Source organism: Pseudobutyrivibrio ruminis DSM 9787 (assembly GCF_900218035.1).
Taxonomy (GTDB): domain Bacteria; phylum Bacillota; class Clostridia; order Lachnospirales; family Lachnospiraceae; genus Pseudobutyrivibrio; species Pseudobutyrivibrio ruminis.
In genome coordinates this window covers 21,871-36,162 of record NZ_OBMR01000013.1, presented here as the reverse complement: position 1 = coordinate 36,162, position 14,292 = coordinate 21,871, and the positions used below count along the sequence as shown (strand labels likewise).

At 40.5% G+C, this 14,292-nt stretch carries 27 protein-coding genes; 1 reads left to right on the top strand and 26 read right to left on the bottom strand.

Annotated features, from left to right (window positions below):
- Window positions 1-94: 94 nt before the first annotated feature.
- The 26 genes from infA to rpsJ form a co-directional block, all read right to left on the bottom strand.
- Window positions 95-313, bottom strand: a complete 219-nt coding sequence (gene infA, locus CRN97_RS12520) for a translation initiation factor IF-1 (protein ID WP_015548337.1) — start codon at window positions 311-313, stop codon at window positions 95-97.
- A complete protein-coding gene (locus CRN97_RS12515; protein ID WP_044938672.1) occupies window positions 306-572 on the bottom strand; it encodes a KOW domain-containing RNA-binding protein in 267 nt (88 codons plus the stop codon). Before CRN97_RS12515 ends, infA begins: the two co-directional genes overlap by 8 nt.
- Window positions 563-1,363, bottom strand: a complete 801-nt coding sequence (map, locus tag CRN97_RS12510) for a type I methionyl aminopeptidase (protein ID WP_097077101.1) — start codon at window positions 1,361-1,363, stop codon at window positions 563-565. The genes CRN97_RS12515 and map overlap by 10 nt, the downstream gene beginning before the upstream one ends.
- A 1-nt stretch (window position 1,364) precedes the next feature.
- Complete coding sequence (locus tag CRN97_RS12505; protein WP_033153087.1) at window positions 1,365-2,009, bottom strand: adenylate kinase; 645 nt, start codon at window positions 2,007-2,009, stop codon at window positions 1,365-1,367.
- 101 nt (window positions 2,010-2,110) lie between these two features.
- On the bottom strand, window positions 2,111-3,427 hold the full coding sequence (gene secY, locus CRN97_RS12500) for a preprotein translocase subunit SecY (RefSeq protein WP_033153086.1): 1,317 nt from the start codon (window positions 3,425-3,427) through the stop codon (window positions 2,111-2,113).
- Complete coding sequence (rplO, locus tag CRN97_RS12495; protein WP_033153085.1) at window positions 3,427-3,870, bottom strand: 50S ribosomal protein L15; 444 nt, start codon at window positions 3,868-3,870, stop codon at window positions 3,427-3,429. The genes secY and rplO overlap by 1 nt, the downstream gene beginning before the upstream one ends.
- Before the next feature lie 17 nt (window positions 3,871-3,887).
- Complete coding sequence (gene rpmD / locus CRN97_RS12490) at window positions 3,888-4,073, bottom strand: 50S ribosomal protein L30 (RefSeq protein WP_015548343.1); 186 nt, start codon at window positions 4,071-4,073, stop codon at window positions 3,888-3,890.
- A gap of 13 nt (window positions 4,074-4,086) precedes the next feature.
- Window positions 4,087-4,596 (bottom strand): 30S ribosomal protein S5, encoded by a 510-nt coding sequence (gene rpsE / locus CRN97_RS12485; protein WP_033153084.1) that lies wholly within the window; start codon window positions 4,594-4,596, stop codon window positions 4,087-4,089.
- An 11-nt stretch (window positions 4,597-4,607) separates the two neighbouring features.
- Window positions 4,608-4,976, bottom strand: coding sequence for a 50S ribosomal protein L18 (rplR, locus tag CRN97_RS12480; RefSeq protein WP_044938681.1), 369 nt, complete (start codon window positions 4,974-4,976; stop codon window positions 4,608-4,610).
- 18 nt (window positions 4,977-4,994) lie between these two features.
- The gene (rplF, locus tag CRN97_RS12475; protein WP_033153082.1) at window positions 4,995-5,534 is read right to left on the bottom strand and encodes a 50S ribosomal protein L6; all 540 of its coding nucleotides are present in this window, start codon (window positions 5,532-5,534) and stop codon (window positions 4,995-4,997) included.
- Between the two features lie 84 nt (window positions 5,535-5,618).
- Window positions 5,619-6,020 carry a 30S ribosomal protein S8 gene (gene rpsH / locus CRN97_RS12470; protein WP_028234420.1) on the bottom strand — a complete coding sequence of 134 codons (402 nt, stop codon included), beginning with the start codon at window positions 6,018-6,020 and terminating at the stop codon, window positions 5,619-5,621.
- 40 nt (window positions 6,021-6,060) lie between these two features.
- Complete coding sequence (locus CRN97_RS12465; protein WP_028234421.1) at window positions 6,061-6,246, bottom strand: type Z 30S ribosomal protein S14; 186 nt, start codon at window positions 6,244-6,246, stop codon at window positions 6,061-6,063.
- A 10-nt stretch (window positions 6,247-6,256) separates the two neighbouring features.
- Window positions 6,257-6,802: a 50S ribosomal protein L5 gene (gene rplE / locus CRN97_RS12460; RefSeq protein ID WP_033153076.1), complete on the bottom strand. Its 546-nt coding sequence runs from the start codon at window positions 6,800-6,802 to the stop codon at window positions 6,257-6,259.
- Between the two features lie 22 nt (window positions 6,803-6,824).
- Window positions 6,825-7,136 carry a 50S ribosomal protein L24 gene (gene rplX, locus CRN97_RS12455; protein ID WP_015548349.1) on the bottom strand — a complete coding sequence of 104 codons (312 nt, stop codon included), beginning with the start codon at window positions 7,134-7,136 and terminating at the stop codon, window positions 6,825-6,827.
- Window positions 7,137-7,149: 13 nt separating this feature from the next.
- Window positions 7,150-7,518, bottom strand: a complete 369-nt coding sequence (gene rplN / locus CRN97_RS12450; RefSeq protein WP_015548350.1) for a 50S ribosomal protein L14 — start codon at window positions 7,516-7,518, stop codon at window positions 7,150-7,152.
- Window positions 7,519-7,536: 18 nt separating this feature from the next.
- Complete coding sequence (gene rpsQ, locus CRN97_RS12445) at window positions 7,537-7,791, bottom strand: 30S ribosomal protein S17 (RefSeq protein ID WP_028234423.1); 255 nt, start codon at window positions 7,789-7,791, stop codon at window positions 7,537-7,539.
- A 39-nt stretch (window positions 7,792-7,830) separates the two neighbouring features.
- Window positions 7,831-8,037, bottom strand: coding sequence for a 50S ribosomal protein L29 (gene rpmC / locus CRN97_RS12440; protein WP_015548351.1), 207 nt, complete (start codon window positions 8,035-8,037; stop codon window positions 7,831-7,833).
- A complete protein-coding gene (gene rplP / locus CRN97_RS12435; RefSeq protein WP_033153074.1) occupies window positions 8,037-8,465 on the bottom strand; it encodes a 50S ribosomal protein L16 in 429 nt (142 codons plus the stop codon). The genes rpmC and rplP overlap by 1 nt, the downstream gene beginning before the upstream one ends.
- Window position 8,466: 1 nt before the next feature.
- A complete protein-coding gene (rpsC, locus tag CRN97_RS12430; RefSeq protein ID WP_044938686.1) occupies window positions 8,467-9,126 on the bottom strand; it encodes a 30S ribosomal protein S3 in 660 nt (219 codons plus the stop codon).
- A gap of 11 nt (window positions 9,127-9,137) precedes the next feature.
- Window positions 9,138-9,527, bottom strand: a complete 390-nt coding sequence (gene rplV / locus CRN97_RS12425; RefSeq protein ID WP_033153070.1) for a 50S ribosomal protein L22 — start codon at window positions 9,525-9,527, stop codon at window positions 9,138-9,140.
- A 22-nt stretch (window positions 9,528-9,549) separates the two neighbouring features.
- Window positions 9,550-9,831, bottom strand: a complete 282-nt coding sequence (rpsS, locus tag CRN97_RS12420) for a 30S ribosomal protein S19 (RefSeq protein ID WP_028234427.1) — start codon at window positions 9,829-9,831, stop codon at window positions 9,550-9,552.
- Between the two features lie 11 nt (window positions 9,832-9,842).
- A complete protein-coding gene (rplB, locus tag CRN97_RS12415) occupies window positions 9,843-10,685 on the bottom strand; it encodes a 50S ribosomal protein L2 (protein WP_044938688.1) in 843 nt (280 codons plus the stop codon).
- 81 nt (window positions 10,686-10,766) lie between these two features.
- Window positions 10,767-11,066, bottom strand: coding sequence for a 50S ribosomal protein L23 (gene rplW / locus CRN97_RS12410; protein ID WP_015548357.1), 300 nt, complete (start codon window positions 11,064-11,066; stop codon window positions 10,767-10,769).
- A complete protein-coding gene (gene rplD / locus CRN97_RS12405) occupies window positions 11,066-11,686 on the bottom strand; it encodes a 50S ribosomal protein L4 (protein WP_033153066.1) in 621 nt (206 codons plus the stop codon). Before rplD ends, rplW begins: the two co-directional genes overlap by 1 nt.
- A 29-nt stretch (window positions 11,687-11,715) precedes the next feature.
- Entirely contained in the window at window positions 11,716-12,399 is a 684-nt protein-coding gene (gene rplC / locus CRN97_RS12400; RefSeq protein WP_033153065.1) for a 50S ribosomal protein L3, read from the bottom strand.
- 162 nt (window positions 12,400-12,561) lie between these two features.
- Window positions 12,562-12,873: a 30S ribosomal protein S10 gene (gene rpsJ / locus CRN97_RS12395; RefSeq protein ID WP_015548360.1), complete on the bottom strand. Its 312-nt coding sequence runs from the start codon at window positions 12,871-12,873 to the stop codon at window positions 12,562-12,564.
- Window positions 12,874-13,392: 519 nt separating this feature from the next.
- Here rpsJ and CRN97_RS12390 point away from each other — a divergent pair.
- A complete protein-coding gene (locus CRN97_RS12390; RefSeq protein ID WP_074791625.1) occupies window positions 13,393-14,280 on the top strand; it encodes a class I SAM-dependent methyltransferase in 888 nt (295 codons plus the stop codon).
- The last annotated feature ends 12 nt before the right edge of the window (window positions 14,281-14,292 follow it).

The window sequence follows — 14,292 nt, the reverse complement described above, 5'->3', positions numbered from 1 at the left end:
AGGTTGTGGTCAATCTATATTTGAACATCTTAAAAACGTCCGTTTAATAGTATACCGGGCGTTTTAATGTATGTCAACAAATTTTTAATTATTTTTACTTATCTCTCCAAATAATTCTTCCCTTAGAAAGATCATATGGACTCATTTCGATTGTAACCTTATCACCTGGTAAGATACGAATGTAATTCTGTCTTAACTTACCACTGATATGAGCAAGAATCTGATGACCATTTTCAAGCTCTACCTTAAACATAGCGTTAGGAAGTTTTTCAACTACCACTCCCTCAACTTCAATAACATCTGCCTTAGACATCTTTGTTCCTCCTATTATAAACTTTAAGAATTCTTTTTATTGATACATCATCTAATGTTTCAATGTCTTTTACTTCTTCTAAAACATCAGACGGAATATTTTTTATTAGCTGTAAATGAATTTTCTTTTTCTTTTTAGGCTTGGCAACAAGTTTAGTTGTTCCATTTACAAGATAACAATACTCATCATCTTCTTTAAGAACTAAGTATATTTGTTTCTTATCATGACCAGCCTTAGATGTTGCAAGCATTAAATCCATTTATTTCCCTCCGGATTTGCAAGTTCTGTAGGTGTCAGTGTAAGAATTTCAGGAGCGCCGTCTGTAATTACAATTGTATTTTCATAATGAGCAGATAATGACTCATCCATTGTAACTACTGTCCATTCATCATCCATCCAAGCTACATCACAGCTACCAGCGTTTATCATTGGCTCTACAGCAAGTGTCATGCCTTTGATTAGTTTTGGACCTTTTCTAAACCTTCGTCTGAAGTTTGGAATTTCAGGTGCTTCATGAAGCGAAGTACCAATACCATGTCCAACCAAGTCTCTAACTACTCCGTATCCAAAGCTCTCTGCATAATCGCCAATCGCGCCTGATATATCATATAAATGATTACCAGCTGTAGCAAATTTCATACCTTGGAAGAAAGATTGACGTGTTCTTTCAATAAGAAGCCTTGCTTCTTCACTGATTTCTCCAACACCAACTGTACGAGCAGCGTCGCTATGGTATCCTTTGTAAAGAACTCCTGTATCCAAGCTAACAATATCTCCATTAACAAGGATATGGTCGTCAGTAGGAATACCGTGAACAACTTCATCATTTACGGATACACACACACTTGCTGGATATCCATAAAGACCTTTGAAATTTGGCTCACAGCCATAGCTTCTAATTACTTCTTCACCCAATCGATCTACGTCTAATGTAGACATTCCTTCGTGAATTTCTTTAGCTAACGTTTCATGAACCTGTGCTAAAATCTTTCCAGCTTCACGCATCAATTGAATTTCTTCATCAGTTTTAATAGTTATAACTTCTGACATCTTAAGCTCCTAAAATAGCAGTGATATCCTCAAAAACCTTTTCCATAGGCTGAGTTCCATCAACAGACTTCAAAATGTCCTTACCCTTATAGTATTCAATAAGAGGCTGTGTCTGATCATGATAAACATCAAGTCTCTTCTTTACTGTCTCTGGCTTATCATCATCTCTTAATACTAACTGGCTGCCACATGTATCGCATACGCCCTCCTTCTTAGGTGGAATAGAAACGATATGATATGTAGCGCCACAATTTAAACAAGCTCTACGACCTGACATTCTATTGATAATATTCTCATCTGGAACATCTACGTCGATAGCATAATCCATTGACTGTCCAATTTTAGTAAGTGCAGCATCAAGTGCTTCTGCCTGAGGAATAGTTCTTGGGAATCCGTCTAATACAAATCCGTTCTTAGCATCATCCTGTGCAATGCGGTCCATTACAAGATCACAAGTAAGTTCATCTGGAACAAGCAAACCCTGATCCATGTATTCCTTCGCCTTTTTTCCAAGTTCAGTACCATTTTTAATGTTGGCACGGAATATATCACCTGTAGAAATGTGAGGAATTGAATACTTAGCAGCAATCTGCTTTGCCTGTGTTCCTTTGCCTGCACCAGGTGCACCTAACATAATAATCTTCATTCAACAAACCCTCCTGCTTAGATGTTTTGTAAAAAATTCTGTAAAAAACACCTTAAGAGATACGCGAAAATCACGTATCTCCCTCAGTGTCAAAATGACAATTAGTCATTTAAAAATCCTTTATAATTACGAACCATCATCTGAGATTCAACCTGCTTTAATGTTTCTACGATAACACCAACAATAATGATGATTGATGTACCACCAAATGAAACACTAGCGCCAACCAAACCGTTAAAGACGATAGGAAGTAATGCTACGATTGAAAGACCAATTGCTCCAATGAAAATAACATGCTTTAAGATTGCTGTTAAATAATCTGAAGTAGGTTTTCCTGGTCGTATACCTGGAATAAATCCACCTGAACGCTTAAGGTTCTCTGCAATTTCCAAAGGATTGAAAGTAATCTCTGTATAGAAATATGCAAAACCGATAATAAGCAATACATAAACAAGTGCTCCAATTGTGTAAATCCAATTTGAAGGATTGAACCAATTAGACTGACTCATTCCACTTAAAATCTTGCCCCAAACACCGCTTGGCTGTTTGTTTAATAACTGAACAATCATAACAGGTGTCTGAAGTAATGACTGAGCGAAGATGACAGGGATAACACCTGCTGTGTTAACTCTCATAGGGATGATTGATGAATTGCCACCAACCTGTCTTCTTCCCTGAATCTTATTTGAATATTGTACTGGAATACGTCTCTCTGCGCTCTGGAGTATAACAACGAATACAACAAGAGCAATAATTATTGCAGCAATAATAACTGCAGCTAACACTGCCTTTGGAATCGTTTTTCCAGCCATAAACTGCTCATAGAGCTTTGTTAAATCAGAAGGAATACGGCTAATGATATTAATAGTAAGAACTATTGAAATACCATTACCAATACCCTTTTCTGTAATTCTCTCACCAATCCACATAAGTACTGCAGATCCAGCTGTAAGTGCTACAACAACAAGTACGTAGTTGAGGAATGGAACTGAGTATGTTACAAGATAACCACTTCTTCCAAAACCAACTGCCATTGCGATAGACTCACCAAGTGCCAAGGCGATTGTAAGATAACGAGTAATCTGTGTCATCTTCTTTCTACCTTGTTCACCATCACGCTGCATTTCTTCTAACTTAGGAAATGCAATTGTAAGCAACTGCATAATGATAGAAGATGTAATGTATGGAGTGATGTTCAATGCGAAAACTGACATTGATGAGAATGAACCACCAGTGATTGAATCAAAAAAGTTCAATGCACTATCACTATCCGCGAAGAGACTGCTAAAGGCATTGCCATTGATGCCAGGCACTGGAAGCAAGCTTCCAAGCCTAACAACAATAAGCATTAAAAATGTAAAACCAATTCGTCTTCTTAAATCTTTAATTTTAAAAGCATCGCGTAGTGTCTGAAACATTAGATCACCTCTGCAGTTCCGCCCAAGGCTTCAATCTTCTCCTTTGCGCTAGCACTAAATGCGTTTGCCTGAACGTTGAGCTTCTTTGTAAGCTCACCACCGCCAAGAATCTTAACGCCATCGCGAGGGTTCTTGATGATACCGCTCTCAACGAGTGTATCAACTGTTACAGTAGCACCATTATCAAATCTCTCTAAATAAGAAACATTGATACCAACGATTTCCTTTGTATTTCTATTCTTGAAACCACGCTTAGGAAGACGTCTGTATAAAGGCATCTGTCCACCTTCGAATCCAAGTCTAATGCTTCCGCCTGAACGAGCCTTCTGTCCCTTATGACCCTTACCAGCAGTCTTGCCATTACCTGAACCGTGACCACGGCCTCTTCTGAAATTATCACTATGCTTTGAGCCTTCTGCTGGCTGTAAGTTAGATAAATCCATTATGGCACCTCCTTCTATTAAATTTCTTCAACTTTTACTAAGTGATTGACCATTCTAAGCATTCCTCGAACGCTGTCGTTGTCAGGAAGCTCAACAGTCTTGTTGACCTTTCTAAGGCCAAGTGCTTCTACAGTCTTCTTGTTCTTTGGAACAGCACCGATTGTAGACTTTACGAGTGTTACTCTTAACTTCTTCTCTGCCATTTACCTTTCCTCCTTAAGCAAGAATGTCTTCAACTTTCTTGCCACGAGCCTTTGCTACTTCCTCAGGTGACTTAAGAGACTTAAGTCCTTCGATTGTAGCAAGAACAACGTTCTGCTTATTTGATGATCCAAGTGACTTTGTACGGATATTTCCGATACCTGCAAGCTCACATACGGCACGAGCTGGACCACCAGCGATGATACCAGTACCTTCTGGTGCCTTCTTAAGAAGTACAGAAGCGCCTGTGTGCTTACCCTGAATGTCGTGTGTAATACTATGGTTGTCATCAAGCTTAACTGTGATAAGCTTCTTCATAGCATCTTCCTTACCCTTGCGGATAGCTTCTGGAATTTCAGCTGCCTTGCCAAGTCCAGCGCCAACGTGTCCGTTCTTATCGCCTACTACAACAAGAGCTGTGAAACGCATGTTACGTCCACCCTTAACAACCTTTGTTACACGCTTAATTTCTACAACCTGCTCAGTTAACTCTAACTGGCTAGCGTCAATGATTTCACGTTTCATGTGTTCTCCTCCTAGAATTCTAATCCAGCTTCTCTAGCTGCATCTGCTAAAGCTGCAACCTTGCCGGCATAAATGTAACCACCTCTGTCGAATACGACTTCCTTGATTCCCTTTTCCTGTGCCTTCTTAGCAATAACTGTACCGAGCTTTGTAGCTGCTTCTACGTTATTTGTCTTTGCAAGATCTGCCTTAACGTCTGCGTCAAGAGTAGATGCTGAAACAAGTGTATTTCCGCATGTATCATCAATAACCTGAACATACATGTGATTGTTGCTTCTGAACACTGCTAAACGTGGTCTTTCTGCAGTACCGGCTAGAGTGTTACGAAGTCTTCTATGCTTTGTCTGGCGAATTACTGATTTAGATTTCTTACTTACCATTTTACATTCACTCCTTTACTATTTCTTACCGGTCTTACCGACTTTACGTCTAATAACTTCATCAGCGTACTTAATACCCTTACCCTTATATGGCTCAGGTCTTCTCTTATCTCTGATGTTGGCAGCGTACTGACCAACCTTTTCCTTGTCGATACCCTTGATGATAATTTTATTTCCGTCAACTGTTGACTCGATACCCTCTGGATCTTCCATCTCTACTGGGTGTGAGTAACCAAGGTTAAGAGTAAGCTTCTTACCAGCCTTAGATGCTCTGTAACCTACACCGTTAACTTCAAGAGTCTTCTCATAGCCTGTTGTAACACCCACAACCATGTTGTTGATAAGTGTTCTTGTAAGACCATGTAAAGACTTCATCTTCTTTAAATCATTAGGTCTAGTAACAACAACTTCTGCACCCTCAAGCTTAATATCCATCTCAGATGGAAGTGTTCTCTCAAGAGTACCCTTAGGACCTTTTACAGTCACATGATTATTTTCTGCAATCTCAACTGTAACACCAGCTGGAACTGCGATTGGCATTCTTCCTATACGTGACATGCCCGTACCTCCTTAAATTTACTGTATGTCCGGCTTCTGTAACCGGGTTATACTTTAGGTAATTAGTTACTTGTTTGGATATGATTACCAAACATATGCAAGAACTTCGCCACCAACCTGAAGCTTACGAGCTTCCTTATCTGTGATGATGCCCTTGTTTGTTGAAAGGATAGCGATACCAAGTCCACCTAAAACGTATGGGATATCGTCCTTACCAGCATAAATACGAAGACCTGGCTTAGAAATTCTCTTAATACCAGAAATAATCTTCTCGTTCTTGTTTGCACCGTACTTTAATGTAACACGGATATCCTTGAAGTTACCATTATCAACGATGTCGTACTTTGTGATAAATCCTTCATCTACAAGAATGTCTGCAATTGCAACCTTCATCTTTGATGCAGGAACATCTACTGTATCATGTTTTGCAGTATTTGCATTACGGATTCTTGTAAGCATATCTGCTATTGGATCACTCATTGTCATGATGCAATTTCCTCCTAATTATCAATCTGTGCTCGTTATCTTACCATGAAGCTTTCTTTACGCCAGGGATCTGTCCCTTGTAAGCTAACTCACGGAAACATACTCTACAAATACCATACTTTCTAAGGTATGCATGTGGACGACCGCAGATTTTGCAACGACTGTACTCTTGTGTAGAGAACTTTGCTGTGCGCTGCTGCTTTACTTTCATTGACTTCTTTGCCATAACTTTCCTCCTATGCTTCCTTAGCGAAAGGCATATTGAATAAACGAAGTAATTCTCTAGCCTCTTCATCTGTCTTAGCTGTAGTTACGAAGATAATGTCCATACCACGAGTCTTGTCAATCTTATCGTACTCAATCTCAGGGAAGATGATCTGCTCCTTGATACCAAGTGCATAGTTTCCTCTACCATCGAATGAATTAGGATTAACACCTCTGAAGTCACGAACACGTGGGAGTGCAAGATTGATAAGACGATCTGCGAACTCATACATCTTCTCTCCACGAAGTGTAGTCTTACAGCCAATTGCCATACCTTCACGAATCTTGAAGTTAGCAACTGAATTCTTTGCCTTTGTTGTAACAGCTTTCTGGCCTGTAATCATTTCCATATCCTTAACTGCAGACTCAAGAAGCTTAGCATTGTCCTTTGCTTCGCCAACACCCATGTTGACAACGATCTTTTCGATCTTAGGAACTTCCATAATATTCTTGTATCCAAACTTCTCAACCATTGCTGGTACGATTTCATTAAGATACTGATCTTTTAATCTACTCAACGAACTGTTCTCCTTTCTTCAATTAGTCAATAACCTCGCCGGTCTTCTTTGCGAAACGGACTTTTTTGTCTCCGTCCATCTTGAAACCAACACGTGTAGGCTGACCGTTATGAAGTAACATAACATTTGAAGCATCGATAGGAGCTTCCTGCTCGATGATACCACCTGCCTGGTTGGCCATGCTAGGCTTAACATGACGCTTTACCATGTTAACACCCTCAACTGTAACGGTGTTATTCTTCTTATCTACTGCGATAACCTTACCTTCGTTGTTTACATCGCCACCTGCGATTACACGAACAGTATCGCCTTTTTTAATTTTCATAGTTGCCATTCTACTCTTCCTCCTACAATACTTCTGGAGCGAGAGAAACAATCTTCATGAACTGCTTCTCACGAAGCTCTCTAGCTACAGGTCCAAAAATACGAGTTCCTCTTGGAGTCTTGTCATCTTTAATGATGACTGCAGCATTTTCATCAAACTTGATATAAGAACCATCTTTACGACGGGCACCTTTAACTGAACGAACAACTACTGCCTTAACAACGTCACCCTTCTTTACAACGCCACCTGGTGTTGCATCTTTAACGGTAGCAGTAATTACGTCGCCGATATTGGCATATCTTCTTGTAGATCCACCCATAACACGGATAACAAGGATTTCCTTTGCTCCTGTATTATCGGCTACCTTTAATCTACTTTCCTGTTGTACCATTATAGTAGCCTCCTTTAATTATTTTGCTCTCTCGATAACTTCAACAAGTCTCCATCTCTTATCTTTAGAAAGTGGTCTTGTCTCCATTACCTTTACTGTATCTCCGATGTGAGCGTCGCCGTTCTCATCGTGAGCCTTAAGCTTATATGTCTTCTTAACGATCTTGTTGTAAAGTGGATGCTTTACATTGTCACGGATTGCAACAACGATTGTCTTATCCATCTTGTCGCTTACAACAACACCTGTACGTGTTTTTCTTAAGTTTCTTTCCACGTCTTTGATCTCCTTTCAAATAGTTAAGATTCTAATCAATTATGCGTTCTTCTCAGCTTCTGTGATAACAGTCTGAATACGAGCGATGTTACGACGAACCTCACGGATTCTTGCTGTATTGTCTAACTGATTTGTAGCATTCTGGAATCTTAAGTTGAAAAGTTCTTTCTTAGCTTCTACGAGCTGAGCATTAAGCTCTGCTACTGAAGTGTTCTTTAAATCTTCTACGTACTTTGTATTCTTCATTATGCTTCACCGCCTTCTAAATCCTCACGGGAAACTATCTTGCACTTGCAAGGAAGTTTATGTGTAGCGAGACGAAGTGCTTCTCTAGCAACTTCCTCAGATACTCCTGAGATCTCGAATAATACACGGCCCGGCTTAACAACAGCTACCCAATATTCAAGTGTTCCCTTACCTGAACCCATTCGAGTTTCAGCAGGTTTTGCAGTAACTGGCTTGTCTGGGAAAATCTTAATCCAAACCTTACCACCACGCTTAATGTAACGTGTCATAGCGATACGAGCTGCTTCGATCTGGTTTGACTTAATCCAAGCTGGCTCTGTTGCAACGATACCATACTCACCGTAAGATATCTTATTTCCTCTTGAAGCTTTTCCAGCCATGTTCCCACGGAACTGCTTTCTATGCTTCGCTCTCTTTGGCATTAACATATTATTGAGCTCCTCCTTCCACATTCTTTCTCTTTGGAAGTACTTCACCCTTATAGATCCAAACCTTTACACCAACCTTACCATAAGTAGTGTCAGCCTCAGCGAATCCATAATCGATATCAGCACGAAGTGTCTGAAGTGGAATAGTACCTTCATTGTAAGACTCTGAACGAGCCATATCAGCACCACCAAGACGTCCTGAACAGCTTGTCTTGATACCCTTGATACCAGTCTTCATAGCGCGACCCATGCAAGACTTCATTGCTCTACGGAATGATACACGGTTCTCAAGCTGGCCAGCGATGTTCTCAGCAACGAGCTGTGCATCACGATCTGGTCTCTTGATTTCCTTGATATCAACAACAAGCTTATCGCTTGTCTGCTTCTGGAGCTCAGTCTTAATCTTGTCGATTTCAGCGCCGCCCTTACCGATAACAACGCCTGGCTTTGCTGTATAAACAGTAACCTTTACTCTACCAGCAGCGCGCTCGATTTCAATCTTAGAAACGCCTGCAGCGTAAAGCTTCTTCTTAAGAAATTTTCTGATATTATAGTCTTCAACTAAGTAGTCTGAGAAGTTCTCGCCCTCAGCGTACCACTTAGAATCCCAGTCCTTAATAACACCGACTCTTAAGCCATGAGGATTAACTTTCTGTCCCATGTTTTGCCTCCTTAATTTTTCTGATCAAGCACGATTGTGATGTGGCTCATTCTCTTTTCGATTCTGTAAGCTCTACCCTGTGCTCTTGGTCTAATTCTCTTCATTGTAGGTCCCTTGTTTGCATAGCACTCAGCTACTACAAGGTCCTTGCGATCTAAGCCGTTATTGTTCTCAGCGTTTGCAATAGCAGACTTAAGTAATTTCTCTATAACACTTGAAGCGTATCTTGGATTGTACATTACGATAGCAAGAGCTGTATCAACATCCTTACCACGAATGGCATCAAGTACGAAACAAGCCTTCTGAACTGACATTCTAGCATAAGATAACTTTGCTGAAGGTCTTGTATCCTTTACATCGTTTCTCTCACGTTTAATTTGAGATCTATGTCCCTTAGCCATGATAAAAACTCCTTTCTGTTAATTAGCGTACCTTTGACTTCTTTTCGTCTTTGCCATGACCTCTGTAGGTTCTAGTAGCAACGAATTCACCAAGCTTGTGTCCAACCATGTCTTCTGTAACATATACTGGAACATGCTTTCTACCGTCATGTACTGCAATTGTATGTCCAACCATCTGTGGGAAGATTGTAGAACGACGTGACCATGTCTTGATAACTGACTTGTCGCCGCTTGCGTTCATAGCATCAACCTTCTTTAATAAGCTTGCATCAGCAAATGGTCCTTTTTTTAATGAACGTGCCATGTGTATCCTCCTTACTTGATTGCTCTACCATCGCGTCTTCTTACGATGAGCTTGTTAGACTGCTTGTGCTTCTTTCTTGTCTTGAGACCAAGAGCTGGCTTGCCCCAAGGTGTGCATGGACCTGGACGTCCGATAGGAGCGCGGCCCTCACCACCACCATGTGGATGGTCATTAGGGTTCATAACAGAACCACGAACTGTAGGTCTGATACCCATGTGTCTCTTACGACCAGCTTTACCGATCTTAACAAGGTTGTGATCACCGTTACCGATTACACCGATTGATGCACGGCAGTTAAGAGGTACCATTCTCATTTCGCCTGAAGGAAGACGAAGTGTAGCGTACTTACCTTCTTTAGCCATGAGCTGAGCTGAGTTACCAGCTGAACGAACAAGCTGTCCGCCACGTCCTGGATAAAGCTCGATATTGTGAATAAGTGTACCAACTGGAATCTTCTCGAGTGGTAAGCAGTTACCAACTCTAACTTCAGCGTCAGCACCGTTCATAACTGTCATGCCGTCTGTAAGACCAGCTGGAGCAAGGATGTAAGCCTTCTCGCCGTCTGCGTAGCAGATAAGAGCGATGTTAGCTGTTCTGTTTGGATCGTACTCGATACCAATAACCTTTGCAGGAATTCCATCCTTATTTCTCTTGAAATCAATAAGTCTATATTTCTGTCTGTTACCGCCACCGTGATGTCTAACGGTAATCTTACCCTGATTGTTACGACCAGCGTGCTTCTTTAATGAAACAACAAGTGACTTCTCTGGAGATGTCTTTGTGATCTCAGCGAAATCTGAACCAGTCATATTTCTTCTAGAAGGTGTATATGGGTTATATGTCTTAATTCCCATTTTGTTTCTCCTTTCGTTTACTCGTTTATTATCGCGCTCGACTGCGCATAAAATTAATTAACTCTTGCCTTAAGCTATATCTTAAAGACCTGAGAAAATCTCGATATCTTTGCTATCAGCTGTAAGCTGAACGATAGCTTTCTTTGTCTTTGCTGTCTTACCGAATGTCATTCCACGTCTCTTTGTCTTGCCATCAGCGTTCATTGTGTTAACTGAAGCAACCTTTACTCCGTCGAACATCTTCTCAACAGCTTCCTTAATCATTGTCTTGTTTGCTTCTGGATGAACTAAGAATGTGTACTTCTTCTCAGCCATAGCGTTCATTGACTTTTCTGTGATTACAGGTTTAAGGATTACGTCATAATACTGTACATTTGCCATTATGCATATACCTCCTGAATCTGATCTACAGCAGCCTTTGTTACAACTACTGTGTTGTACTTAAGGATGTCATAAACGTTGATTGTGTTTGTAAGAGCTGTCTTAACTGTAGGAATGTTCTTTGCAGACATAACTACGTTCTTGTCATTTGTATCAAGAACAACAAGTGCCTTCTCAACGTTAAGGTTTGTTAATACCTTTGCAAAATCCTTTGTCTTAATAGCGTCAAACTTAAGCTCGTCAACAACGATGAACTTGTTCTCGTTAACTGCAGAAGTGAGTACAGACTTAAGAGCTGCTCTCTTCTCCTTCTTGTTGAGCTTAAATGAATAATCTCTTGGTGTTGGAGCGAATACTACGCCACCACCTGTCCACTGTGGAGATCTTGTAGAACCCTGTCTTGCATGACCTGTTCCCTTCTGTCTCCAAGGTTTTCTACCACCACCAGAAACCTCAGAACGAGTCTTAGCCTTCTGTGTTCCCTGACGGTTATTTGCAAGCTGCTGGACAACTGCCATGTGAACTAAGTGCTCATTAATCTCAACTGCGAAGATGCTGTCGTTAAGATCCATGGTGCCAACTTCTTTGCCTTCCATATTATATACGGATACTTTAGCCATCGCTAAGTTCCTCCTTTCCTATCGTAAGATTACTTTCCTGCTTTAACTGACTCTTTAATTGTTACAAGAGACTTCTTAGGTCCTGGAACAGCACCCTTTACTAAAAGCAGATTATTTTCAACATCAACACGTACAATCTCAAGGTTCTGGATTGTTACCTTGTTTCCGCCCATCTGACCTGGCATACCCTTGCCCTTGAATACACGGCTAGGTGAAGAACAAGCACCATTTGAACCCTGGTGTCTGTGGAACTTAGAACCGTGAGCCATAGGACCTCTGTGCTGGCCTAATCTCTTGATAGCGCCCTGGAATCCCTTACCCTTTGAAGTAGCTGTTGCATCAACCTTGTCACCAGCTTCAAAGATATCAGCCTTGATTTCCTGAGCAAGTGCATAATCTGCACAATTATCAAATCTGAACTCTCTAACAAATCTCTTTGGCTCAACACCAGCCTTATCGAAGTGACCCTTCTCTGGCTTGTTTACGCCATTGCGATGAATAATTTCTTTGCGTCCGTTTGCATCCTTATTAACAAGCTTTACTTTCTTGTCAACAAAGCCAACCTGAACAGCATCGTAACCATCATTTTCTACTGTCTTAATCTGTGTAACAACACATGGACCTGCAGAAAGTACAGTTACAGGAATAAGCTCGCCGCCTTCATTGAAGACCTGAGTCATTCCGACCTTTGTAGCTAAAATAGCTTTCTTCATGTTTTCTTACCTCCATTTTCTACAGCGGAACGCTTCTTGCCCAAAACTATGGGGTAGCGGAACCGTTCATCCTAGAACAGTGTCATATAAGTGGAATAAGATAAGAACTTATTGCTTCTATATAAAACCATCTTGGATGTTTTCTTAATTAAATGAACTCAATTACTTGTTCTTGATGCTGATCTCAACACCTGCAGGCATCTCTAACTTTGAAAGAGCCTCAACAGTCTTCTGTGTTGGGTCGATGACATCAATCAATCTCTTATGAGTTCTCTGCTCGAACTGCTCACGAGAGTCTTTGTACTTATGTACAGCTCTAAGAATTGTAACAACTTCCTTCTTTGTTGGAAGAGGTACTGGACCACTAACCTGTGCTCCGTTCTTCTTAACAGTCTCGATGATTTTCTTGGCAGATGAATCTACTAACTCATGATCATAAGCCTTGAGTGTGATTCTCATAACTTGATTTGCCATAAAAAAAGTCTCCTCCTTTTTCGTTTTTCTTTTTGTGAAAAAGCGATCAAGTGGCGACTGTACACTTACCCGTGTGTTTCATGTTTCAAAACTCAAAGTTCGAACCAAGTTCTCACACGTCGTCTCCGCAGATGCGGACGGTTTTCTGTTGTACAGTGACTTGTCGTCAGTTTCCTAACTTGACATTCGCTCCACGGAAAACCAACCTCAGCAAGCTGGGTTGCAACCTCACGCTTCATTGCTATCATGTCACAGCAAGTAATAATATACACGAGAAATGGGAAGTCTGCAATAAAAAGAAGAAAAATATTGTATTTTTTTTAGTACAATCCTGTTTTCTACTAAATATTGTGTTTTTTATACAGTGTTTGTACTATTAGACATTGAACATTGACAATCTTCAAGTATAATATTCAAGGCATAAGAAATTACTACCTATAATATAGGAAGTAATTATTATTGTAAACAATATACTTAATATAGAAAGGATTGTTACTTCCATAAGTAACTTGGTGAAATATGAATACAGCATCAAATTGGAAAGATTACGAAATAATCGATTGCTCCTCAGGCGAGAAGCTTGAACGTTGGGGCGACTATGTTCTTCTTAGGCCTGACCCTCAGGTTATTTGGAACACTCCAAAGAAATCTTCCTATTATAAGAAATTAAATGCACATTACCATCGTTCAAATAAAGGTGGTGGCGAATGGGAATTCTTTGACTTACCAGAACAGTGGACTATCAGCTATCCTATCTGTGGTCACGACTTAAAGTTCAACTTAAAGCCTTTCGCTTTCAAGCATACAGGTCTTTTCCCAGAGCAGGCTGTTAACTGGGATTGGTTTTCTTCTATTATTAATAAGGAAGTAACTGAAAAGAAACGTCCTGTAAAGGTTCTTAATCTTTTTGCATACACAGGAGGTGCAACTCTTGCCGCAGCAGCTGCTGGAGCTCAGGTTACTCATGTTGATGCCTCAAAGGGCATGGTTCAGTGGGCAAAAGAAAACGCTGCTTCATCTGGTCTTTCTGAAGCACCAATCAGATGGCTTGTAGATGACTGCCGCAAGTTTGTAGAACGAGAAATTCGTCGTGGCAACAAATATGACGGAATAATAATGGATCCTCCTTCATATGGAAGAGGTTCAAAGAATGAGATTTGGAAAATCGAAGATGATATTTTCCCATTCATCCAGCTTTGCGAGCAAATCCTTTCAGATGACGCTCTTTTCTTCTTAGTAAACTCATATACTACAGGCTTACAACCAGCTGTATTAAACTATATGATAAGCACAGCTTTATTGGATAAACATCCAGGGGAGGTTAACGCTGACGAAATTGGTCTTCCAGTTACAGAATCAGGATTAGTATTACCATGTGGAGCCAGCGGACGTTGGGTTAGAAAATAACGCACTATAATA